17 protein-coding genes and 1 pseudogene are annotated in these 23,043 nt (G+C 63.7%); 11 read left to right on the top strand and 7 right to left on the bottom strand.

Annotated elements, in window-relative coordinates; translation table 11 throughout:
• Positions 1–394: 394 nt before the first annotated feature.
• Positions 395–2,101, bottom strand: a complete 1,707-nt coding sequence (locus tag BDD21_RS26260) for an IS1634 family transposase (protein ID WP_120800156.1) — start codon at positions 2,099–2,101, stop codon at positions 395–397.
• 522 nt (positions 2,102–2,623) lie between these two features.
• Between BDD21_RS26260 and BDD21_RS26255 the strand changes: the two genes are divergently transcribed.
• The 8 genes from BDD21_RS26255 to BDD21_RS26225 all read left to right on the top strand — a co-directional run bounded on the left by BDD21_RS26255 (position 2,624) and on the right by BDD21_RS26225 (position 12,787).
• Positions 2,624–2,944 (top strand): GIY-YIG nuclease family protein, encoded by a 321-nt coding sequence (locus tag BDD21_RS26255; RefSeq protein ID WP_147431236.1) that lies wholly within the window; start codon positions 2,624–2,626, stop codon positions 2,942–2,944.
• 20 nt (positions 2,945–2,964) lie between these two features.
• Entirely contained in the window at positions 2,965–3,567 is a 603-nt protein-coding gene (locus tag BDD21_RS26250) for a restriction endonuclease subunit S (RefSeq protein ID WP_120800154.1), read from the top strand.
• Positions 3,568–3,578: 11 nt separating this feature from the next.
• On the top strand, positions 3,579–5,126 hold the full coding sequence (locus BDD21_RS26245) for a type I restriction-modification system subunit M (RefSeq protein WP_120800153.1): 1,548 nt from the start codon (positions 3,579–3,581) through the stop codon (positions 5,124–5,126).
• Positions 5,123–6,334, top strand: coding sequence for a restriction endonuclease subunit S (locus BDD21_RS26240; protein WP_120800152.1), 1,212 nt, complete (start codon positions 5,123–5,125; stop codon positions 6,332–6,334). The genes BDD21_RS26245 and BDD21_RS26240 overlap by 4 nt, the downstream gene beginning before the upstream one ends.
• A 194-nt stretch (positions 6,335–6,528) precedes the next feature.
• Complete coding sequence (locus BDD21_RS26235; RefSeq protein WP_120800151.1) at positions 6,529–7,440, top strand: Abi family protein; 912 nt, start codon at positions 6,529–6,531, stop codon at positions 7,438–7,440.
• 193 nt (positions 7,441–7,633) lie between these two features.
• The gene (locus BDD21_RS28140; RefSeq protein ID WP_170164963.1) at positions 7,634–8,827 is read left to right on the top strand and encodes a hypothetical protein; all 1,194 of its coding nucleotides are present in this window, start codon (positions 7,634–7,636) and stop codon (positions 8,825–8,827) included.
• A 25-nt stretch (positions 8,828–8,852) separates the two neighbouring features.
• Positions 8,853–12,053, top strand: a complete 3,201-nt coding sequence (locus BDD21_RS26230) for a type I restriction endonuclease subunit R (RefSeq protein WP_170164962.1) — start codon at positions 8,853–8,855, stop codon at positions 12,051–12,053.
• Entirely contained in the window at positions 12,050–12,787 is a 738-nt protein-coding gene (locus BDD21_RS26225) for a M48 family metallopeptidase (RefSeq protein WP_120800149.1), read from the top strand. The genes BDD21_RS26230 and BDD21_RS26225 overlap by 4 nt, the downstream gene beginning before the upstream one ends.
• Before the next feature lie 459 nt (positions 12,788–13,246).
• Here the strand turns inward: BDD21_RS26225 and BDD21_RS26220 are convergent, their stop codons facing one another.
• The 4 genes and pseudogenes from BDD21_RS26220 to BDD21_RS26200 form a co-directional block, all read right to left on the bottom strand.
• Complete coding sequence (locus tag BDD21_RS26220) at positions 13,247–14,356, bottom strand: IS91 family transposase (protein WP_120800148.1); 1,110 nt, start codon at positions 14,354–14,356, stop codon at positions 13,247–13,249.
• Positions 14,357–14,572: 216 nt separating this feature from the next.
• Positions 14,573–15,328: an IS21-like element helper ATPase IstB gene (gene istB, locus BDD21_RS26215; RefSeq protein ID WP_120800147.1), complete on the bottom strand. Its 756-nt coding sequence runs from the start codon at positions 15,326–15,328 to the stop codon at positions 14,573–14,575.
• Positions 15,329–15,385: 57 nt separating this feature from the next.
• Entirely contained in the window at positions 15,386–16,927 is a 1,542-nt protein-coding gene (gene istA / locus BDD21_RS26210; RefSeq protein WP_120800146.1) for an IS21 family transposase, read from the bottom strand.
• A 169-nt stretch (positions 16,928–17,096) separates the two neighbouring features.
• Positions 17,097–17,914: pseudogene (locus BDD21_RS26200) on the bottom strand (tyrosine-type recombinase/integrase).
• Between the two features lie 232 nt (positions 17,915–18,146).
• Between BDD21_RS26200 and BDD21_RS26195 the strand changes: the two are divergent.
• Positions 18,147–18,365, top strand: a complete 219-nt coding sequence (locus BDD21_RS26195) for a restriction endonuclease (RefSeq protein ID WP_120800144.1) — start codon at positions 18,147–18,149, stop codon at positions 18,363–18,365.
• A gap of 1 nt (position 18,366) precedes the next feature.
• Positions 18,367–18,675, top strand: coding sequence for a PIN domain-containing protein (locus BDD21_RS26190; protein WP_120800143.1), 309 nt, complete (start codon positions 18,367–18,369; stop codon positions 18,673–18,675).
• Between the two features lie 789 nt (positions 18,676–19,464).
• Here BDD21_RS26190 and BDD21_RS26185 read toward each other — a convergent pair.
• Complete coding sequence (locus BDD21_RS26185) at positions 19,465–19,896, bottom strand: DUF1810 domain-containing protein (protein WP_120800142.1); 432 nt, start codon at positions 19,894–19,896, stop codon at positions 19,465–19,467.
• Positions 19,897–20,165: 269 nt separating this feature from the next.
• Between BDD21_RS26185 and BDD21_RS26180 the strand changes: the two genes are divergently transcribed.
• A complete protein-coding gene (locus BDD21_RS26180; RefSeq protein ID WP_120800141.1) occupies positions 20,166–22,361 on the top strand; it encodes a hypothetical protein in 2,196 nt (731 codons plus the stop codon).
• A 57-nt stretch (positions 22,362–22,418) separates the two neighbouring features.
• Here the strand turns inward: BDD21_RS26180 and BDD21_RS28135 are convergent.
• Positions 22,419–23,043, bottom strand: a 625-nt coding sequence (locus BDD21_RS28135) for a hypothetical protein (protein ID WP_170164961.1), incomplete at its 5' end; no start/stop codon positions are given.

Here is a 23,043-nt window from a genome sequence, read left to right as displayed (position 1 = left end):
CGGAGATCTCGGGTAAGACTCGATGTAACCTCCGGTCGGCGAAAGTGCCGCGATGAGTAAGGACCGGACGCAGCAGCGCGGGCCGATCCGCCAGGACCGCCTCCAGCGACTCCCCGCCCATCCCGGCGCCATACCAGCCGAAGTCCCAGATGGCGTCGGGGAGCGCATTCATGGCCGGTGTCCCTAGCCTGCCGTTTCCACCCCAATCCCGAGCCCTGACCGAACCGGCCGCGCGACCGCCGCTACGTCGAGTCGTCAGGCCCGCCGCCATCGCCAACCGGCGCAGGTTCGCTCGGAAATCCGCTTCTACACTAATCCGAAGTTCCAGCCTTGAATACGCATAAAGCACTTGATTTTCTGACTGTTTTCAGAAAATCGCGGTGTCAGCGTCTGGCTACACGCGGATCGCTTTGATCAGATCCAGCGCGGCAGACTGCTTGGGCGTCGGTGTCGTGTCGATGTCGAACGTGGCCTCGTCGGGTGGTGCGTTCGGGCGCCGACAGATGTTGCGCACGATGGTCGCGAGGTCGTTCAAAAGGGTGCGAAAGCTGTGTGCCGGGGAGCCGTCCGGCAGCTGCTTGGTGGCCGCCTTGCGCAAGGCCGCCGCGGAGCGCGTGGCCGGCGCCACCGGGTCGCGCCGGGTCAGCCGCTCCTGATCCTCGTCGGCGAATAAGAGCCCGCGCCAGGCTTCGCTCATATGCCATTTCACGTAATAGGCGAGCATGCACAAGAACAGATGCGCGCGGACCCGATCCTCGCTGTAATGGTAGATCGGCCTGATCTGCAGATCATCGCTTTTGAGCGAGCGGAACGCCGCTTCCACGTGGCTGAGGCTTTTGTATCGAAGGACCGTCTCGTCATCGCTGGACTGCTCGGCCGGCAACGAGGTGCGAATCACGTACAGTCCATCGAGCGCGGCCTCCGCGGTCACCTTCGCCTCGTCGATCCGAAACGCGAAGTGTTCGGCGGCAATGTCCAGGATGATGTGTTTCGCCATTTTGTATTGGTTGAGGACGCGCCCGACCCGCACGCCGATCTTCTCCGGGTCCTTCAGCCGCCCGTTGGCCACCATGCCCTTGACGATGTCCAACTGCGCGGCGGTCGCCTTCAGCAGGTCGCGCCGCTTGGCCGCGCGCAGGGTGGCGAGTTGGGGATTGCGGCAGACAATCAGGCGCTCGCCCGGATAGTCTTCGTGCGCGAATTCATAGAGATTGCGCTCGTCGAAGAGATCCAGTTGAAGTGTTCCGTCGTCCACCAGCGCACGGATCGCGCCGCTCTTGAGCGCCGTGATCCAGTCCACGCCCTCGCGATCACGCAACGCCGTGACCTGTTTTTGGGAGATCATGCCGCGATCCCCGACCAGAATCACCGACTCCAGTGCAAAGTCCTGCTGAAGTGTCTCCACTTGCTCGAGCAGCGTTTCGGGATCCCCGGTATTGCCGGCAAACACCGAGATGGACACCGGACAGCCGCGCGCGTCGGTGAGCAAGCCGTAATTGACCTGCGGGAGCCCTTTCTTGCCGTCGCGCGAATAGCCGCGCACGGCCAGCGGACAGCAGGCGCCCTCCACGTCGCTCGAGGACAGGTCATAGAGCACGCGTGCGCCGTCGCGCAGATGGCGCTTGGCCAAGCGTTGCTCGATGACGTCCTGGCGGGCCAGCAACCAGTCCAGCGCCGCATACAGTTCGTTCTCGTCGGCGTCGGCAACGCCGAACCAGGCCCCGAGCGTACTGTGATCCCAACTGCGCGCGGTGGCGAGCTTGCTCTGCGGGTCGAGCACCCGCGCAGCGATCATCGCCAGCACCAGATCGCGCTCGCGGCAGGCCTCGCGCCCCAGCAGGCTCGCCAGGCGCAGGCGCCCCATCGCCAACCCGATCGCCTGCACCGCGCCGTGAGCGCGCGAACGTACGATCTCGAAAACCGTATCGAGCGGCGCCAGCGCACTGCCCTTGAGCACGGCCCGGATCGCCTGTGCTTGCTCCAGGGAGAGCGCGGACAGGTTGGCGATGGTGCGCTTGATGATCGTCTTGCCGTCGCGGATCGATTCGCGCAGCAAAATCGCGGGGCGGGAGTTGCGGTTCGGGACGATGTCGATGTACATGGGCAAACGTATAGCACAAAGTCCATGTTTTGTATTGATCTTCGTCAATACTTACATGGGTACATTTTACGTCCAGGCTCGGCATCGCCGGGGATTTCCGCAACTGCTGCAATCGGTTGGCGCAAAGATGAGAACGATTCGCGCTGGAACTTCGGACTAATGTGAAACGTCTCGTCCATCCGCCCGACTGACCCCTGCCTGTGTCCGCGCTGGCACCACATCAGCCTCCGCCAAACTTTCTGAAACCATCGTCCTCGGGTCAGCAGATCAACGGTAAAGAGTGGACGAATGCCAAAACTGCAATATTCTTGACAGGCGTTCGCGGAGTATTTACAGTCATAGCTGTGGGCATTGTCGGCAAACAAACGAAAGCCCGCACGAGGGCGGGCTTTCGAGTCCGCATCATCAACTCGGGCCGACCTGGTCGGCGGCCGGTTGCGTTAGCGGGTGTGGCAACTTCAGTCTAACGCGGGCGGTTCGTTCGGCCAAGTCTGCCTCCTCTCTCCAGGAGAGCCATACTCCATGGTCCAACAACCAACCCTGACGATACCTGGTGCCTCCCGCACCCAATATCCATTCACCTTGTTCCCTTGGGGCACCGCGTTCCGGCGTTTCGGCGCGGTCTATGTCGTCCTACGGCGGCAGCACGACGGCCGCTATCAGCTCCTCTACGTCGGCCAAACGATGGACATGAGCGAGCGTTTCCTTGCTCACCACAAGCTGGCCTGCTTCCAGCGGTATGGGCAGACCCATATCGGGGTCTTCGCCGAGCCTTCCGAGGCGCGGCAGCGGGCCATCGAGCGCGACTTGATCGCCGCTCACCAGCCACCCTGCAACGGCTAAGCAAAGGGACGGGCAGTGCCGTGACCAGCAAGCAGATTTCAATCGGCGAGGTGGCGTCGGTCCTGCCCGGCTATGCGCTTAAGGGCAGCGTGGAGCCAGACCCGGACGGGCGGTATCAGCTCATACAAGGCAAGCATCTGACCCCCGGGGAGCCCTATCGCTACCGCGAGGTGGATCGATTGCGCATCAGCCCGGCCCGCAGCGCGGACCGTTACCGCGTCGGTCCCGGGGATGTGCTCATCGCCTCACGTGGCACGGCCAACTATGCCGTGACCATCGCGGCGGTGCCCGAGCCGACGATTGCCCCGGCGACCTTCTATATCCTCCGGCCCGGTCCAGCGGTCGCGCCGGACTACCTGGCCTGGGTCCTGGAGCAACCGAGCGTTCAAGCCCAGATCGCCCAAGTCCGAACCGGTGCCGCGACGCCGATCTTGCAGCGCGAGGACTTCGCCGCCGCCTGCATCCCGCTCCCGCCACTGGCGGATCAACGGCATATCGCCCACGTGGCCGCGCTGATGCAGCGCGAACGGAAACTGCTGCGCCGGCTCGATGCTGCAACCGTCCGCTATCACGAGGCCATCGGTCGCGCCTTGCTCGGCGAGCGACCGAAGGCACACCCCTGACAGGAACCCCGATGAACGACGCCTCAACAACTACCAGCCGGATCGATCAAGGCGAGATCAACGGAATCCTTTGGCGTGCCTGCGACACCTTCCGCGGGACCATCGACGCCAGCGACTACAAGAACTACGTCCTGGTGATGCTGTTCGTAAAGTACATCTCGGACGTCTGGAAGGATCACTACGCGGAGTACCAGCGTCAGTTCGGCGACGACGAGACCCGCATCCAGCGCAAGCTCGCGCGCGAGCGCTTCGTGCTGCCGCCCGAAAGCAGTTTCGATTACCTCCACGGCCAGCGCGAGGCGCCCAACCTCGGCGAGCTGATCAACATCGCCTTGGAGCAGATCGAATTGGCCAACAAGGCCAAGCTGACCAATGTCTTTCGCAACGTCGACTTCAACTCCGAGGCCCTGCTCGGCGACACCAAGAAGCGCAACCGCATCCTCAAGAACTTGCTCGAGGACTTCGCCAATCCGCGCCTCGACTTGCGCCCCTCGCGCATCGGCGGGCTCGACGTGATCGGCAACGCCTATGAGTACCTGATTGGCCGCTTCGCCGCGAGCGCCGGCAAGAAGGCCGGCGAGTTCTACACCCCGGCCGAGGTCTCGCTGCTGATCGCCCAGCTCGTCGATCCGCAGCCGGGCGAGCGCATCGGCGACCCGGCCTGCGGCTCGGGTTCCCTACTGCTCAAGTGCGCTGCCGAAGTCGGCAGCGACAACTACTCGCTCTATGGCCAGGAGGCCATCAGCGGCACCTGGGCGCTATGCATGATGAATATGTTCCTGCATGGCATGAACAACCCGCGCATCGAGTGGGGCGACACCCTGCTCGACCCCAAGCTATTGGAAGGCGACGCGCTCATGCGTTTCGAGGTGGTGGTGGCCAATCCACCCTTCTCGCTCGACAAATGGGGCGCCGACAACGCCGGAAAGGAGGCAAAGCACCACAACCGCTGGCACCGGGGCGTGCCGCCCAAGAGCAAGGGCGACTATGCCTTCATCAGCCACATGATCGAGACCACCACCGAGGGCACCGGCCGGGTCGGCGTGGTGGTGCCCCACGGCGTGCTCTTCCGCGGCGGGGCCGAAGGCAAGATCCGCCGCGCGTTGATCGAAGAGAACCTGCTCGATGCCGTGATCGGGCTGCCGCCCAACCTCTTCTTCGGCACCGGCATCCCAGCCGCGATCCTGATCTACCGGCGCGACCGCAACGAAGGGACCGGGTCGCAATCTGGCGCCCGCACCGACGTCCTCTTCATCAACGCCAGCCGAGAGTTCGAGCAGGGCAAGAACCAGAACCGGCTGCGCGCCGAGGTCGAGGTGCCCAAGATCGTGGCCACCTATCGCGCGCGCAAGACGTTAGACAAGTACGCCTATGTCGCCAGCCGCGAGGAGATCGCCGAGAACGATTACAACCTGAACATTCCGCGCTACGTCGACACCTTCGAGGAGGAAGAGGAAGTCGACATCGGCGCGGTGCAACAGGAGATCTCCGGGATTGAGGCGGAGTTGGCGCAGGTGCGCGGGGAGATGGCTGCAGCGTTGCGGGAGTTGGGGTTGTGAATAAGTCGTGGCGGCAGGAAGAGCTTGGCAAGCTCGTCAAGTTCCGATCTGGTGGAACCCCAGCGAAGACAGTTCAAGAATATTGGGGCGGAAACATACCTTGGATCACCGCAAAAGATTTGAAATCGTTCTACCTCGGCGATTCGTTGATCAAGATCACAGCGGTGGGAGCAAGAAACGGGACTCGGATTGCAAAGAAGGGAAGCATCCTTCTGTTGGTTCGAGGTATGACACTCAAGAAAGATGTGCCGCTTGCAATTGCAACGCGGGATGTTGCGTTTAATCAGGATGTCAAAGCGCTCGAAACCAGCTCCATCAATAATGCATATCTCGGCTACTTTCTCGTTTCTAGAAAATCGAATTTGATGCAGTTGGTAAACGAGGCGGGCCATGGAACAGGAAGACTACAGACAGACCTTTTAGAGTCATTCCCGATTTTAGTTCCACCAGCCATTGAGCAAGATCGAATCGCTAGCATCTTGGGGACATGGGACCGCGCCATCTCCCTCACCGAACGTTTGATCGCTGCCAAGCTGACGCTGCGCAAGGTCCTGATGCAGCAACTGCTGACCGGCAAGCGGCGATTTCCGGGGTTTTCGGAGCCATGGCGGGAGGTTAGGCTCGGCGAAGTTCTCCACGAGGTGAGGCGACCAGTCGAATGGGATGAAGACGCAACGTATCGTCTAGCAAGTGTCCGCCGAGGGTCACAAGGGCTGTTTCATCGCGCGACGAAGCAAGGACGAGGCATCAAAACAAAGGACTTACACACCATCCATACAGATGACTTCTTGATCTCTAAGCGGCAGGTTGTGCACGGCGCAACAGGTCTGGTCACGCCGAATTTCGATGGAGCCAAAGTCTCAAGCTCCTATACGATCCTGCGGGCTCGGGATTCTCAAGTGTTGGACATCGAATTCTTCTCATGGCTGGCAAAGTTGCCCCGCATGGTTTGGAAGACCTACATCACCAGCAACGGCGTCCATATCGAAAAGCTATTCTTTGTCGTGGAAGACTACCTCAAGCAAAAGATCCATCTACCTGGCGAAGTTGGAGAGCAGCGGCGAATTGTCGAATTGCTCTCTGAGGCAGACCGCGAGCTCTCAGTCCTCCGCTCCCAACTCGCCGCCCTCAAGACCCAGAAACGCGGCCTGATGCAGCAGCTACTGACCGGCAAGGTCAGGGTCCAGGTCGCGGACGCGGCGGCTTGATGGATGCGCGCCATGGCCGGAAGCCAACGCAACCATCGCTCATTGTTCGCTCCTGGCGATTGGCAACGCCGATTGTGTGATACAGGTAATACCCTCATACTCAGGAGTAACAGACCCGCCACGCCTCTCCGCACCGGCTCGCCGGTGCGTGACGCGCAACCCTGGCGGGTATTTTTTTGGGGCGGTCGGCAGGCATGAAACCCTACGCCAAGCCGCCGCTTCCACCCAAGGCACTGTTGCGCACCCTCGCCAGTCGCGGGCTAATGATCGAGGATCCATCCGCGGCGTTGCATGCCCTCAAACGTGTCGGATACTACCGCCTCAGCGGCTACTGGCTGCCCTTCAAGCAACCCGACGATAGCTTCGAGTCCGGTCTTACCTTCGCCACCGTGATCGGGCTCTACGAGTTGGATCGGCAGTTTCGCATGCTGGTCCTCGATGCCATCGAGCGGGTGGAAGTGGCGCTGCGCAGCGCGATTGCTGACCGCTTCGCCAACCGCTATGGCGTCTTCGGTCATCTCGACCGGCACAACTTCCGCCCGAGCTTCGATCCCCGCCGCCGGGTCAGCCATGACGACTGGCTAGCCTCGTTGACGCGCGCGGGCGAGCGCTCGAAAGAGCTGTTCATCGCCCATCACAGCCAGACCTATCATGGCTTTCCGGCGCTGCCGGTGTGGAAGATGGCCGAGGTCATCACCCTGGGCGACCTGTCCATGTGGTTCGCGGCGCTGCGCGACCGCGACCGCGCCCCCATCGCGGCCCTCTACGGCGTCGATGGTGTAGTGCTGACCTCCTGGCTCCACACCCTCTCGCATGTTCGCAACATCTGCGCCCATCACAGCCGACTCTGGGACCGAGGCTTGAGCATCGTGCCCAAGGTCCCAAACCGCGATCCGCGCTGGCTGCCGCCGGGCGTTCCCCACCGCAACCGTGCCTGGATCGCCCTGCTGATCCTGCGTCAGATGCTGTGCCCGCATCACCAGGGGATCGACTGGCAAGCGGCCATCGAAGAACTGCTGACCCCGATCGCGGGCGCGCCGCGGTGGCGCAATCGCATGGGGCTTCCCGAAGACTGGATGGAGCATCCGCTATGGAATCTGACCTGACCGGTAGCAAGCCGCGCGCTGAAGATAGACCAGACGCCAAAAAACAAAAGGGCCTCGGATCGAGTCCAAAGTCCCTCTGTCGACCGGGAAAAGCCCAGTCCTATGATTCAGCGGCTGTTGCCCTGGCCGCTGCCGGGACGCGGACGCTCGCTCCGGAGGGCGCTCACGTCACAAGCACACGGAAGCCGCTGCAATGACCGCGGCTGATGTTCCTCTTGGCCATCGACCGCCGATGCTCGACGAGAAGCCGGAGACCTTGTTCGAGTGGCTCAGTCAGCAAAATCTGGTCGGTAGCGGCGGGACGATGGACATTCCGGCGGTCGATCTTACGAGCCCCGAGCTGCTGGATGGTGCAAGCCTTGCGCTCGCTGCGCCGACCTCCCGACGACACCGAACAACGCCTCTGACAACCAAGCAACGGAAGGAATTGAAAGAACGGCTCGGCAAAGTCTCACCCTCTGGCGTGAGCCCAGAGGCCGTTTGGCAAGCGGTCAAGAAGCCTAAGATCGCGGTGAGGACTCTTGACTGGAAGAAGCTGCCGGCCGACGCGATGGCCTTCTACCGGCCCTTCCACTATCCACCCTTCGACCAGTGGGGCGTTTATCTTCTGGTCGAGCCGCTCTTGAAATACATCAAGCGGCTTCAGACGCTGGCACAGGGTCTAAATCTCTATTCCCCAGAGACGCTCGCGCACCTGGTCCTGTTCGAAGTCTTCCATCACGAATTCTTCCATCACATGGCGGAATCAACCGCCACCTACTTGGAGATCCTCGGCGCTGCTTCCGATACGGGTAGGCCCGTCTACCTGGAGTACCGGAAACGTGCGCGAGAGAACGGATTCGACTATCCACACGCGCCGCTCGAAGAGGCCCTCGCGAACGCGTACGCGCATAACGCCCTGGGCTTCCTCGCTCGGGTGAAGGCTGGTTACAAGACCGCAGTCATCAAGACTTACCAAGCGGCCCTGGAGGGTCACTGGCGGCTCGAGCCGGCCGGTTATCGCGACGCGGGGCATTACATCGGCGGCCGCTACGTCAGCGGCGGGGCGTACCTGATCGCCCAGATGATCGGGGCGCCGGACGCTGTCGACCACGCACCGCTGAGCTGTTTGGCAAAGCACCTGATGCCTAATGGCTTCACCGCACTGGTCCCGAAGCCCGACATTCCCACCTACCTCGTCGGAACGGACGCGGAGCTCAAGCAGTTGCATGCGTGGGTTCCGGCTCCGAACGAGGCCTACACGACGCTGTTTTGGCCCTATCAAACCAGCGCGATCGACGCGTATGTCGCACAGAAGCAGGCAGAAGAACGCGCCGAGCGCGCAGCAGCCAAGGCAGCCGCTGCTCAGCAAGCACGCCACGAGGGTCAGCAGGACTTGTTTGGCTGACGTGACCGCACCAGGAGCCCATCCGATGTCACTCTCTCCCTATCTTGAGGACCTCGACTCCAAGATCCCCGCCATCCAGGTGCTGGAGGCCCTGGGTTGGACCTATTTGCCCCCGGACGAGGCATTGGCTCTGCGTGGCGGGCGACTCGATCAGGTGGTGTTGACCGGAATCCTGCGGTCCTGGCTCGAGGAGCACGCCCGCTTCGAGACGCGCGGCAATACCTATCCGTTCTCGCCCTACAGCCTCGACGAGGCGCTGCGCCGCCTGACCACAGTACCCTTCGATGGGCTGATCCATACCAACGAGACGATCTACAACCTCCTGACGCTGGGCACGAGCCTCGATGAGACCATCCAAGGAGAGCGTAAGGGACGCTCGCTGGCATTCATCGATTGGGTACATTGGGAGCGAAATGTCTTCCATGTCACCGATGAATTCGCGGTGGAGCGCAGCCGGGCGAAGACCACGCGGCGACCCGACCTGGTGCTGTTCGTCAACGGCATCCCCTTCGTGGTCATCGAGTGCAAGCGTCGCGACAAGGATCAGGCCGGCGGCAGACCGCAGGTCAAGGTGGCGATCGAGCAGCTCACCGACTACCAGCAGCCCGACCAAATTCCGCACCTGTTCCAATTCGTGCAGGTGATCCTGGCGACCTCGGTCAATGACGTGCTGTTCGGCACCGTCGGCACCCCGGAGAAGTTCTGGTCGCGCTGGCGTGAGCAGGACGAGGACACGGCGGCGGTTCGAACGGCCGCCAATCATCGCTTTAGCGCCGAGACACACGCCAAGCTCTTTGCCCCGCGCGAGGACGAGGTCACCACCTACAGCGCAGCGCTACCGTACTTCGAGGACTTGTGGTCGGGCGGCGAGCGCATGCCGACCGAGCAAGACCGCGTGCTCTGGGCCATGTTGCGCCCTTCGCGGCTGCTGGACTATGCCTATGGCTACGTGCTGTTCGACGCAGGCGTACGCAAGATCGCGCGCTATCAGCAGTTCTTCGCGGTGCAGGAGACGCTGCGGCGGGTCATCGTCCTGCGTGAGGGACGGCGCCAAGGTGGCGTCATCTGGCACACCACCGGCAGCGGCAAGTCGCTGACCATGGTCATGCTGGCCAAGGCGTTGGCTTTGCATCCGGCCTTGACCAACGTGCGCATCGTGCTGGTGACCGACCGTATCGATCTCGACAAGCAGTTGTGGGGCACCTTCCAGGCCTGCGGTAAGACCGCCAAGCGGGCCAAGAGCGGTCAGCATCTCGCCGAGCTGATCGAGGCCGGATCGGTCCCTGTCATCACGACCGTCATCGACAAGTTCGAGACGGCCGCGAAACGCTACAAGCTGAGCGATCCGGACCCCAATACCTTCCTACTGGTCGACGAAGGACACCGCAGCAACTATGCCGAGACGGCGGCACTGATGCGCCAGGTCTTCCCCAATGGCTGCTACCTAGCCTTCACCGGCACCCCTCTGACCAAGAAGGAGAAAAACACCGCCGCGCGCTTTGGCGGCTTCATCCACAGTTATCCGATGCGTGAGGCGGTCGCCGACGGGGCTGTGGTGCCGTTACTTTACGAGGGGCGCGTGGCCGAGCTGGAGCTACAGGAAGACACCCTGCAACGCTGGTTTGAGCGTGTTACGCGCAATCTGAGTGAGGCTCAGGCGGCCGATCTCAAACGGCGCATGGCGAGCGAGGGCGAACTCTCGCGCGCCGAGCAGCGGTTGAGGATGATCGCCTACGATATCGGCGAGCACTACCGCCAGAACATCCAGGGTACCGGGTTCAAGGCCCAGCTGGCCGCCGATTCGCGCGAGAGCGCGATCCGCTACCAGCGGTTCTTCGAGGAATTCGGCGTCGTCGAGAGCGCGGTCATCATGTCCAAGCCCGACCTGCGCGCCGAGAGCCAGGCGGTCAAGGACTTCTGGCAAGCGATGATGGACCGCCACGGCTCGGAGAAGCACTACAACGATGACACCTTGGCGTCCTTCTCCCGGGCCGATGGGGTCGAACTCCTGATCGTCATCGACCGGCTCTTGACCGGCTTCGACGAGCCGCGTAATCGCGTCCTCTACATTGACAAGCCGCTCCAAGAGCACTCATTGCTGCAGGCCATTGCCCGCGTCAACCGGCTTTACGAAGAGAAAGAGCATGGATTGCTGATCGACTATCGCGGTGTGCTCGGCAAACTCAATGAGGCGATGTGCACCTATGACTCACTGGCCGAGTTCGATCCCAAGGACGTCGATCTGACCGAGGTGCTGACCGACGTCGCCGCCGAGATTGCTCGACTGCCGCAGCTCCATTCAGACCTCTGGGGCATCTTCAAGGAGGTCAAGAACAAGCAGGACAAAGAAGCGCTCGAGCGCCACCTCGGGCCCGAGGATGTGCGCACCGACTTCTACGCGGCTCTGCGCGCCTACCTGAAGACACTCGCGGTTGCGCTGGGCAGTGAGATCTTCTTCGCGCAGACCCCCGAAGACCGCATCGCGCAGTACAAGCGGGATCTCAAGTTTTTCGTACAGCTACGCCGCTCGGTGCAGCAGCGCTACGCCGAGAAGGTCGACTACAGCGCTTACGAGCAGCAAATCCGCAAGCTCATGGACGCGCACATCCAGTCGCCGGACGTGAGCGTCATCACCCAGCAGGTGGATATCTTCAACGTCAACGCCTTCCAAGCCGAGGTCGAGCGGGTCGAGGGCAACGCCGCGAAAGCGGACACCATCGCGAGCCGCCTCAAGCGGACCATCACCGAGAGGATGGACGAAGATCCCGTGCGCTATCAGCGTTTTGTCGACCTGGTGCAACAGGCCATCGATGACTACCGGGCCGGTCGGATCGACGAGGTGGAGTATCTCAAGCGGATGGAGGGCTTTCACGCGGCCATCGTTCAGGGACAGGAGGACGCCATCCCGGCGCCGCTGCGCGGGCGTCGCACCGCCCAGGCGTTCTTCGGCGTGGTGGGCGAGGTCCTCGAGCGCTACCCGCAGCACGACGTCGACACCCGGACCCAGCTCGCCGTGGACATGGCGACCAGCATCGAGGACCTGATCGCTGTCCGCAGCATTCGCGACTGGGTCCATAACGCGGACGTGCAACAGCAGATGAGCAATGCGATTGACGACTATCTCTTCGAGCTGCGCGACACGGTGGGATTAGACCTCGAGACTGTCGACATGGATGCAATCATGGAACGCTGTCTGGACATCGCCCGCAAACGAGCACACCTATGAGCGCAACGGGTGAGACGGAGTCGCCAGCGCGTGACTGCGTGCATTGGGGGCGCACCACGATCCACTATGAGATCAGTTTCCGGGCGCGCAAGACGCTGGCGATCTCTGTGCATCCGGATCTACGCGTGAGCGTCACTGCTCCGCTCGACTCCGACCCCGAGGTGATCCGCGCCAGGGTGCGCAAACATGGCGCATGGATCCGCGAGCAATGGCGCGAGCTCGAGCTCTATCTGCCCAAGCAGCCGCCGCGACGCTTCGTCAATGGCGAGACCCACCGCTACCTCGGTCGGCAGTATCGGCTACGCGCGATTCAGGGAGAGGTGAACAGCGTGAAGTGTCTGCGCGGCTATTTTCAAATCACCAGCCGCGAAGAGCCCACGCCGGCGTTGGCGCGTCGGCGACTCGAGGCATGGCTTCGCGATCGGGCGGAGGCCGTCTTCCATCAGCGGCTGGAGGTCTGCCAGACGCGGGCCGAGCGCGAAGGGATCCCGCGCCCGATTCTCAAGATCAAGCGAATGCGGAAGCGCTGGGGGAGTTGTGCGGCGGACGGCACCATCACCCTTAATCTGGAGCTGATCCAGGCGCCGAAGGAGTGCATCGACTACGTGATCATGCATGAGCTTTGTCACCTGGAGGAGGCGCATCATGGGCCGAGGTTCTGGGCGTTGTTAGAGAAGTTGATGCCCGACTATGACCAGCGGCGGGCGCTGTTGAATCGAGTCATCGCGCAATGATGGCGCCGGGACTGCTGGAACCGTGGCGAGTTCGGTCGTGGATGGGCAACTCAATCGGCGTGTTGCGCGAAGGGGCGGGGACCATCTGCGATACAGTGCGCGAACTCGTTACCTCGGCTTCGGCCGCCCTAACTTCGGAGCAAGCAACCGCCCCGACGCCGCGCGCGCCTAACGAACAAGGTTAGATCGTCCGAGCGCAGCGAGCGGCGATCTGAACCGCTTGTTGGACGAGCCCGGTATCGTGGCGGTTTGGGGGGATAGAAAATAGCTTTTGCGAGGCCGAGGGAGCGCCGGGCTCGGATGCCGAGGAAGATCTCGCGTTGCAGCGGTTGTGGCTCGCCGTTGCGGCGAATTCAGCGGTAGAGACGGCTTGAGCGGGCGATGATGCCCGAATTCAGGCCGAGCGCGGACTTCGGCCCGTGGAAACCGACATCCGGGGAACGGCGCTCGTCGCGGCGGTTACATCGCCGGGGTCTTGCTCGCCGCGAGGTTCGGGATGACCGGTGCTCGGGGCGGTTGTGGCGGCAGACCGGTCTGCACGATGACCATGTCGGCCCCGCAGCATGGGCATGCCAGTCGAGGCCGAGGTTTCAGGTGCGCGATCAGGCGCTTCGGGTCGAGTCCGAAGAGCCACTGCAGGACAGCGATGGCGCGCTTGCTGTTGGGATGCAGAAAGCCGAAGTTGCGGGCCCGGCGAAAGCCTTTGGGCAAGACATGCCGGAGCACCAGGGCGAGGAAGCACGCCCCCGGCAGGGTGCGGTACTCGAAGCGCTTGCGCTTGGCATGACGGTAGCGGAAGGTCACCTGGCCGTTCTCGCAGGCGACGATGTCCTTCTCCTGGATGACGCCGCGGTAGAGGTAGCGCCCCGGATAGACCAGCGCCTTCTCGCCGCGGCCGACGTTCTTGCAGTCCACGACCCAGGTCCCGGGCACGCCCGCGGGCTGCGCTAGCCCCTCGGCGGCGATGGCCGCGAGCAGCTTGGCGCGGAAGACCTTGGCCAGGGCCTTGTGGTTGAAGAGATAGCCGCGCTTGGCGCTTTTGGTGCGCCAGCGCTTGTTGTCCGGATCGATCGCCGCGGCCGGCACCACCAGATGAACGTGGGGATGGAAATCGAGTCGTCGCGAATGGGTATGGAGCACCGCAATCGCCCCGGCCTCGCCCTGCAGCTGCGTGTCGTTGCGCACGAACGTGCGCACCGTCTCCCAGCTTGCGCGGATCAGGTGATCGTAGAGCGTCTGCTGGTTGTCCCATACCAGCGCGCGCAGCGCCTCGGGGACGGTAAAGGTCAGCAGGAAATAGCTCGCCGGCACCTGCTTGGCGAGCTGACGCTCGAGCCATTGCTGACTCTCGTGATGCTGGCAGTGCGGGCAGGCGCGATGACCACAGGAGTGCGGGACGAGCTGCGTGTGGCCGCAGTCCCCGCACTGCGCCCGCATCAGGGGGCTGACCGAGGTGCGGCAGCGCTTCAGGGCGTGCAGGGCATTGAGCTGACCGGGCAGGATCGTCTCGCCGTACGCGGCCCGATAGTCCGCCTCGAAGGTGGCGATGATGGCGGAGAGCAGGATCATTTCACGCCCCTCCAGTGGATGGAGAAGCCGCTCATCACGTCATTGATGGCCTGCTCGGCGTTGCCGTGCGTATTCCGGCGAAAGTGGCCACCCGGTCCGAAGGAAAGTGGCCACTGGTTCTGATTCAATCCGGCCAGTCAGTCCGAAGGAAAGCGGCCGGTGATTCTGGCCAAAGCGGCCGGTCCGAAATGGCCCCGCGACACGGGATGGGTGTAGTTACGCGAGGGCGGGATCGTCTGTCAACCCGGTGGAGTGTTTGCGCATCGAGTCTCCGGTCAAATTGATCTTGTAGGCGCAGTGCACGAGGCGATCGAGGATGGCGTCGGCGAGTGTCGGATCGCCGAGGTAGTCATGCCAAAGGGCGACCGGGAGTTGGCTGGTGACCAGGGTGGCGCGCGTCTTGAAACGGTCGTCGAGGATTTCGAGCAGATCGCGCCGCTGCTCGTCGTTCAAAGGGGCCAAGCCCCAGTCATCCAGGACCAGCAGCTCGGTGCGCGCCAGTTCGGCGAGCAGTTTGGTGTAGCGGCCCTCGGCGCGGGCCATCGCCAGATCCTGCAGCAGCCGGGGCAGGCGCAGATAGCGCACGGTGAAGCCGTCGCGGCAGGCCTTGTGGGCCAGGGCGCACGCGATCCACGTTTTTCCGACGCCGGTCGGCCCGGTGAGGATGACGTTGAGGTGCTCGCCGATCCACTGACCGGTCGCCAGGCGGCTCATCAGGGCTTTGTCCAGGCCGCGGTGCGTGCGGTAGTCGAGGTCTTCGATGGCGGCCGGCTCACGCAGCTTGGCCTGTTTCAGCCGGGTCTTGAGGCGTCGATTCTCACGCGTGCTCAGTTCGCGATCGAGCAGCAGGCCGAGGCGCTCCTCGAAGCTCAGGGTTTGAATCTCCGGCATCTGGAGTTGTTCCTGCAGGGCCTTGAGCATGCCGTCGAGGCGCAGTTGCGCGAGGGTCTCCAGGGTGGGGTGAAGCAACATGGCGATGGTCTCCGTAACGGGTGAGGACCCCGTCGTTGGACGGGGTCATAGTGACGGTTAGTGGTAGTAGTCGGCGCCGCGCAGATTGGCGTGATCCAGCGGCAAACTCTGCTGATCGGGAGTCGGCAAGGGCCGCTGATCAAGCCCTTTCTCCAGGATCGTGGCGAGGCTTTTGTAGCTGACGGTGCCGAGGGTGAGCGCGCGTGCACAGGCCGCCTCCAGGCGGGCCTCGCTGTAGGCCGTGCTCAGGCGCAGCACCCCGAAACAGGCATTGAAGGCCTGTTGTGGATGGCGCCGCGCGCCGAGCAGTTGCGTGGTGACGGCAGCGGTGGCCGGGCCGATGGTATGCGCCCAGCGCTGCAGGCGTTCCGGGGTCCACTCCAGGGCGCGTTGATGGCGCTCGGGCATGTGGTCGGTCACCGTGGTGTAGCCGCCCCGGCGGGCGCTGCGGACATGGCTGGCGACCCGCTGGCCGTGGTGCAGGACCTCCACCGTGGTAGCGGTCAGGCGCACGTCGACCTGGCGTTTGACCAGGGCGTGCGGCACCGAGTAGTAATGCCCGTCGACCTCGATGTGAATGTTCGGCGCCACCCGTGCCTTACGCCATTCGGCGTACTCATAGGCGGTTGCCGGCAGCGCGCGCAGGGCCGGTCGATCGATCGCCTCGAATTGGCTCAGGCGCGAGCCGTCGAGCTTTTTGAAGGGACGGGTATTGAGGGCCTGCAGGTGGGTGGCAATGACCCCGTTGAGCTCGGTAAGCGAGAAGAACTCCTGATGGCGCAGGCGCGCCAGGATCCAGCGTTCGACCAAGAGCACACCGCCTTCGGCCTTGGCCTTATCCCGCGGTTTGCGCACCCGTGCCGGGATCACCGCCAGTCCGTAATGGGCGGCAAAATCCTGGTAGGTCGGGTTCAGATCCGGCTCGTAACGGTGAGCCTTGCTGACGGCGCTTTTCAGATTGTCGGGAACGATGATGTCCGGGCAACCGCCGAGAAAGTTCAGCGCGCGCACCTGCGCGCCGATCCAGTCGGGGAGCGCCTGCGTCCAGGTTGCCTCGGCATAGGTGTAGTTGGAGGCCCCGAGCACCGCCACGAAGATCTGCGCCGTGCGGATCTCCCCGCTGTCGGGATCGATCACCGCCGCCGTCTGCCCGGCGTAGTCGACGAAGAGCTTCTCCCCGGCCCGATGGGTCTGGCGCATGACCACATCCACCCGACCCTTCCAGACGCTGTAGCGGGCGCAGAATTGGCTGTAGGAATAGCCCTCGGGATGGCGCTCGCGGTACTCCTGCCAGAGCAGGAACAGCGTGACGCCTTTGCGCCGCAGCTCCCGGTGAACGACATCAAAATCGGGCTCAACCAGCCCGCGCTCGGCGGGGCGCCCGCCCGGCTTGAACAGCCGTCGCTCCAACTCGTCCGCACTCAGACCCTCGGGTAACGGCCAGGACAGCCCTGCCGCCTCGGCGCGATCCAAGTACTCCGACACCGTTGTTCGCCCGATCCCGAGCGCACGGGCGATCTCCCGCACCGACCGCCCGGAACCCCATTTCAACCGCAGCACATCGTCGACTTTTCGCATGGATAACCTCTGTCTTGGCATCTGAGCACCTCCTGAAAAGAGGAGGCACCCTACGCAGGGTTATCCCGTGTGGCGAGGCCCCGGCCGCGGTGGCCGGATCAACCGGAATCGGTGGCCGCTTTGCGCCGGAATCGGTGGCCGGATTCAGCCGGAATCGGTGGCCGGTTTGAACCAGAATGGGTGGCCGCTTTCAATCAGAATGGGTGGCCGGATTGGGCCGGAATACGCAGATCTTCTGGACTTCCAGCAGATCGACACCGGCCTCGATCAGATGTGTGGCATCGCTGTGGCGAAGACTGTGGGGCGTGATCTTTTTTTAAGCCCGCACGCCGCGACGACCTTGCGCAGGGCCAGCTGTACGCCGCCGCGATCCAGCGGGGTGGATGCCGCAGCCGCGGCCGCGAGTCCGCCCGCGCGATTGGGAAACAGCAGCACCGGATTGCGGTGCAGCCGCCAGAAGCGGCGCAGCACCTCCAGCGTCGTCGCCGGCAGGGGCACGAAGCGGTCCTTGTTGCCCTTGCCCGCGCGGATGTGCACGCGCCGGCGCGCCGCATCGATATCGGCGACCGTCAGCGCCAGCCCCTCGCCGAGGCGCAGCCCGAGGCTGTAGAGGGTGAAGAAGAACACGCGGTAGCTGAGCATCCGTGTGGCCTCGATCAGCCGCCGGGTCTCCTCGACCGTGACGATATCCGGCAAGCGCTGCCCCTTGGGAGGCTTGACCAGATCCACGCTCGTCCAGGGCTTGCGCAGCACGTGGGCGTAGTAGAACTTCAATCCGTAGAGGTCGAGCTTGACGGCACTCCAGGAGTGGGTTGCGAGCCGATCGGTAAAATAGTCCAGCAACTGCTGTTCGGACAGATCCTCAATGCAGCCGTCAAAATAGGCACCGACCGTCCGCACGGCGCGCGCGTAGGCTTCGATGGTCTTCGGTTGCAGACCCTTGAGCCGAAGGTGCTTGAGATGCGCCTCGTAGTGGCGCTCGAATTGCTCTTTGCAGGAGACCGACATGCTGGCGTAACCTCATGATGTTGAACAGGCAACCCCTCGCGAGCGAGGGCATGAGGTTACATTTTAAGGCCGACGCCGACGCAGAGCCTCCTCCGCGTAGCGGCTTCGTCCAACAAACCAGGCCCACCCGCAAACGGCTCGGCAATTTGGCCAAAGCGGGCGGGGCCGCTTAACCGAATCGGCCTATCCCGCCGATTACGAAAAGGCCGCGGACCTGGCCAGAGGACTCGTCATGGCCGTCCTCAGTGACAATGACGTTGGCCTCTTCGTCACCACCGGTCGCTTCACCAAGGACGCCCATGACGAGGACCGCAGCCAGGAACGGCGCAAGATCACCCTGATCGACCGCGAGCGTCTCGTAGAGCTGTGGATCGATTACATGGACCGCCTGAGCGAGGATGCCCGCCAACTGCTGCCGCTAAAGCCGATCTATTTCCTGGCTCCGCCCTGAATTGTGCTGCTTCTTCATCGCCTACAAAAGCCTCCAGCCGACGGACCTTGCCGGTCTCCAGGGCGAGGAGGTGCACTTGCCGGTATTCGTGGGGATCCAGCAGAACCGCATCCCGTTCGACTTCACCAACGCCATGCAGCGGCTCGGGGAGCATGCCCGCTACGTCAGGATCGGGGGGATCGGGGGGATCGGGGGGGCCGGGCGCAACGCGCTTGACTTCCATCTGGCGTTCTACCTGGGAGAGTTGGTCCAACGAGATCCGGGCCGGGTGTTTCGGGTGGTCTCGAAGGACGGCGGATTCGATCCGTAAGCCGCACATCTCGAAGCGCGTTGAAGGTCGAGTAGATTGGTGCCGAGCGTCTTGGTCTTGCGGTCCACCAACCGCGGTGGAACTGAGAAAGCCTAGGTTCTGGAAGAGTCATTTCACGAGGTCAAAGCGCTGGGAAGCATGGAGGAAAAGCGGCTTTAAAGCAGAGTAGGTTGACAAGTTCGTGAACGCTTACTGGAATACAACGGCGACGGTTATAATCCACCAACTTTCATTATCAGATAGTTACATTCCAATAGCGCGTGCCATTGCTCCCTTCATGCGCGATTGTGGATAAGTCAAGCAAGGGCCTGTAGCATCAGGGTGCATTCTTCGATCTCTCTGATGGCCAGGTCTCGAAACACGATCTTGTAGTGCTAAAACGGCGATGCACAAGATCTTGTGTTTTCCGAATCGGTCAGTCAGAAAGATTGTGATAGCCTACAAAAGGCGAAGCCCCATGGAGCTCGAACTCCATAGGGCTTCAGGGCGTAAACCAGTTCTACCGAGGGCAGATGGGTGGTCTACGGGTCTCGCAGCCTTCAGATTACTCGGAGGTCCTCCTAAGAACAAGCGAGCTTCTCCAGGAGGTTCCTTTATGGACCTAGCAAGTGGACTACAGATCGCAGCGGCGATCTTTTGGATCCTGGCTGTCCTAGCCGGCAGCCAGTAAGGGATAACGAAGGACAGGGATGTCCATCGATCAACGAGTTCTTCGGCAACGGCAAGACCCATATCATCATCGGCTAGCTTCAAATCATCCCTGTTGGCGCCGGACAGGATGAGCCGCTGTCAACGTTCCAAGAGTCGCAACGTCCTCCCATCCGCCTCACCTCCGAAATACACCTCCAACACCCACCGAAACACCGACCCCGCCGCCGACCCCTCCGCAAACAACGTCACACACGAACGCAGCTTCAAATCATCCGGCGTCCCGAAGATCTCCCGCGCCGAGCGTCCCTGAACCGCGAGCACCGCCTCGGCACACTCGACCAACCGCGGCCCGAGCACCGGATGGCCGAGATACGCCCGCGCCTCGTCGAGACCGCGGATCGCATAACGCCGCGCCGTCTCGCTGAACCCGAGCCCGTCGAGCTGCGGGAAGATGTACCACATCCAGTGCGTGCGCTTGCGGCCCGAGCGGATCTCGGCGAGGGCAGGGGCGTAGTCGTTCTCCTGCGCCCGGAGGTAGCGGTTCAGGTCGTGGGAATCGTCGGCGGTCATCGCATCACTCCTGGTCTGGGCTCGACACCGAGTCGACCGCCGCCTGATCTTTCACGGGTCGCCGATACCCATTCTCTCACTTGGTCCTTTGACGCGCGGTCCGTAGCCTCATCGCACCCCGAATCAAACCCGCCACCATCTCCTGCCGCCGTGCCGCTTCCAACTCCGACCCAGCCCGCAGCACATCATCCAGCCCAGATCACATCGCTGACTCCGAACACGGTTTAGAATCCTCCCAGGACGTCACATCGACAGCACGGGAGCACGCGATGACAACATCGGTTCGTATCCTGACCCTGATCTACGCCGGTCCGCCCGCGGATGCCTTGCCGCCGGATCACCCCTGGCAGCGATTCGACGCACTCGGCCGCACCCTGCGACGCCACCTGCCGGGGTCAACGGCCGCCATCTTCGCCCGGCCCGAGATCGCCCTCGACGGCTCGGGTACGATCACCTGGACCAGCGCGCTGGCCGGACAACCGCGGCCTTTGTCGGATCTGCCCGACGAGGCGCAGGCCGCGGCGCGGCGAATCCTCGACGATCACCTGAACGCGATCTCGCATCTCGCAGACGAGCTGACTCGTCGCGAGCCGGAGGATCCCGAGCCCGCGCAGCTCCTGAAGCGCGCCATCGTCTACCCGGGCGACGAGGCGGTCTATGTGATCGGCGCCGCCCCGGTCCTGATCTCCTGGGGCGGGACCGACCCCGGCCGACCGCCGCGCGCAGCCGGTGCGCCGGATCCCGCAGCCGTGCCGCCCCCGCCACGCCGGCCCGCGTGGATCCTGCCCGTTCTCGGCTTGATCGCTTTCGCAACGCTGGGACTCGGTCTCGCCTTGGGTGGCTGGCTCTGGCAACTGGAGGAGACCGAGCAGGGCTTGCGCGAGGATCTCGACGCCGCGCTGGCCAACCACTGCGACCCGGTCGCGCCCCTGTTGGAGATCGCGTCCCGCTTGGAGCGATTCGATCGGGAGGACGCACGCTACGCGGACCTCCGCATGGCGGTCCTCACCGAGATCGGCATCTGCGAGGAGGCCGCACTCTTCACCGAGCGGCTCGCGACCGAGCCGCCCTGCGATCATCTGCCCGCCTTGGACGAAGAACTCGCCTTCTACGACCTCGAGCGCGAACCCTTCCGCGCCTTAAAGGCCGAGCTGGACCGAAGGATCTTGGCCTGCACGCGGGTCGCGGGACTCGTCCAACGCCTCGATGCGGTCGCCGGCGACTGCCTCGCCGTCGCCGAGCTGGACCAAGAGATCGCGACGCTCGAAGCACCCCGGAGCGAGCTGGCCGCACTGCGCATCGGCCTGGATCGCGCACGCGCCGCCTGCCGTCTCGCCGAGACGCTCGGCCCGCGGCTGACCGAGGTGTCGACCGACTGCACGGCACTGCGCACCCTGGCGCGCGAGACCGCCCCCGCCTCCGTCGAGCTGGACGCAAGCCGCCCACCCTTAAGCGAGATCCGGCGCGGGCTCGACGAGGCCCTCGCGCGCTGCGACCTGGCCGATCGTCTGGAAGGCGAGCTGGCCCGCTCGCAGGACGACTGTCTGGCCCTCGCCGGACTCGACGAGACCCTGTCACGCCATGCCCCGGAGCGCGAGCCGCTCGCCGCCATCGCCGAGAGGCTCGCTATCGCGCTGCGCCAATGCGCGGCCCTGAACGACCTGGAGCAAGGCTTCGCCGAGGCGAACGGTGACTGTGAACGTCTTCGGGCACTGGCCGACGGGCTCGATGCCTACCGAAACAACCTGCGCTTCCTCGACATCCGCACCCGACTCGCACCCGAACTCCAGATCTGCATCGAGGCCGACGCGCTCGAGGAGCAGATCGCGGCCATCGGTGGAGACTGCACCAAGGCCCGCGCGCTGGCGGCAGGTCTCGCGGACCAAGGCGACCCGCGCTACGCCAGTGCGCGCGAGGCACTCAAGGCGCCGATCACCGACTGCGATCGGATCGACCGCTACACCCGACGCCTCGCCGAGGCCGGCACGGACTGCACCCGACTCGTCGCACTGGAGCGCGACCTCAAGCGCGAGTCCGCCCCGACGCTGCGACCGGTCCGGCGGGAACTCGGCGAGCGGATCGGTCCGTGCCGCCCGCCGCCACCGAAACCCGTCGTGGCCCAAGCGCATCCGCCTCCCAAAGAGAGCGGCGCCTTCGCCATGCGCGGAGACTGCATCGGAAGCCTCACCATTGACCCGACCGCCGGCTGGGACGGCGACCGCGTCCGAGACATCGTGACCATCGATCCGCTGACCAGCAAGCGCGTCGCCCGCGTGACCTCCACCAACCCCTTATGCCGCAACTGCGGCCTGCGCAAGATCGGCCGCAACACCTGGCGCGGCGATCTCTCTTACCGGTGCAGTGATCGCGTCATCATCCCGACGTCCTATGCCGCTTACGATGCGAGCGGGCGGGTGATCTGCAGAGGAAACGGCAGCAGCCTTTGTCTTGGACGACGTCGATAAACAGCCGAACGTCGAATCGAGCCGCATCCCGCAACCTGACGACCAAGGGGCCACCCCTCAACCACTCGCCGCCGACCGCTCTGGATCGAACGAATCCTCCGTCCAATCCACCCCGGTCAGCAGTACCGACAGCATCCGCGCCCGCTCGGCGCAGGACAGATAGAGATTCGTCACCAATCCCGCCTGATAGGCCGTGTTCGGGAAGAACGCCTGGAACGCAAGCGTCCCCTCCTCATAGCCGAAGCTGCCGAACCCATAGCCCATCGGGGTCTCGCTCAAGGCGCGCGCGTTCAGCTCGAGCGCCAGGTGCCGACCCTCCACGTCCGATGTCACCGACACGGGGAAGCGCTGCCGCAACGCCAGGCCGTGGCCATACCAGGGGTGGGTCTGATCCGTCGCGACCTCGCAGAGCGAAGAGGCGCGCTTGCCGTGGGGAAACTCCGCCGTGAAGCCCGTCGCGTCCCCGGATCCCAAGAGGGCAGGGGGCTGATCCAGATAAGCATCGACGCACTGCGCCAGATCCTCGCCCGGCCACCGCGACGGCGCCCGGCCCTCGGTATCGAGCAACTCCAGGGCCTCGGCGATTAGATCATCCAGCTCCGCGCGCAAGCCCCGCTTGGGATGGCCACTCTGCGCGGGCACTGCGCCAACCGCCTCGGCGATGGCCGATGCGCCCCGATCG

This window comes from Thiocapsa rosea, assembly GCF_003634315.1.
GTDB lineage: Bacteria > Pseudomonadota > Gammaproteobacteria > Chromatiales > Chromatiaceae > Thiocapsa > Thiocapsa rosea.
This window is presented reverse-complemented; position numbering and strand designations above follow the sequence as displayed.

Bases quoted from the DNA above. Each gene is read 5' to 3' on its own strand.
- BDD21_RS26260 (WP_120800156.1), bottom strand. From the start codon at position 2,101: ATGTACATCGACATCGTCCCGAACCGCAACTCCCGCCCCGCGATTTTG.
- BDD21_RS26255 (WP_147431236.1), top strand. From the start codon at position 2,624: ATGGTCCAACAACCAACCCTGACGATACCTGGTGCCTCCCGCACCCAA.
- BDD21_RS26245 (WP_120800153.1), top strand. From the start codon at position 3,579: ATGAACGACGCCTCAACAACTACCAGCCGGATCGATCAAGGCGAGATC.
- BDD21_RS26235 (WP_120800151.1), top strand. From the start codon at position 6,529: ATGAAACCCTACGCCAAGCCGCCGCTTCCACCCAAGGCACTGTTGCGC.
- BDD21_RS28140 (WP_170164963.1), top strand. From the start codon at position 7,634: ATGACCGCGGCTGATGTTCCTCTTGGCCATCGACCGCCGATGCTCGAC.
- BDD21_RS26230 (WP_170164962.1), top strand. From the start codon at position 8,853: ATGTCACTCTCTCCCTATCTTGAGGACCTCGACTCCAAGATCCCCGCC.
- BDD21_RS26225 (WP_120800149.1), top strand. From the start codon at position 12,050: ATGAGCGCAACGGGTGAGACGGAGTCGCCAGCGCGTGACTGCGTGCAT.
- BDD21_RS26220 (WP_120800148.1), bottom strand. From the start codon at position 14,356: ATGATCCTGCTCTCCGCCATCATCGCCACCTTCGAGGCGGACTATCGG.
- istB (WP_120800147.1), bottom strand. From the start codon at position 15,328: ATGTTGCTTCACCCCACCCTGGAGACCCTCGCGCAACTGCGCCTCGAC.
- istA (WP_120800146.1), bottom strand. From the start codon at position 16,927: ATGCCAAGACAGAGGTTATCCATGCGAAAAGTCGACGATGTGCTGCGG.
- BDD21_RS26195 (WP_120800144.1), top strand. From the start codon at position 18,147: ATGGCCGTCCTCAGTGACAATGACGTTGGCCTCTTCGTCACCACCGGT.
- BDD21_RS26185 (WP_120800142.1), bottom strand. From the start codon at position 19,896: ATGACCGCCGACGATTCCCACGACCTGAACCGCTACCTCCGGGCGCAG.
- BDD21_RS26180 (WP_120800141.1), top strand. From the start codon at position 20,166: ATGACAACATCGGTTCGTATCCTGACCCTGATCTACGCCGGTCCGCCC.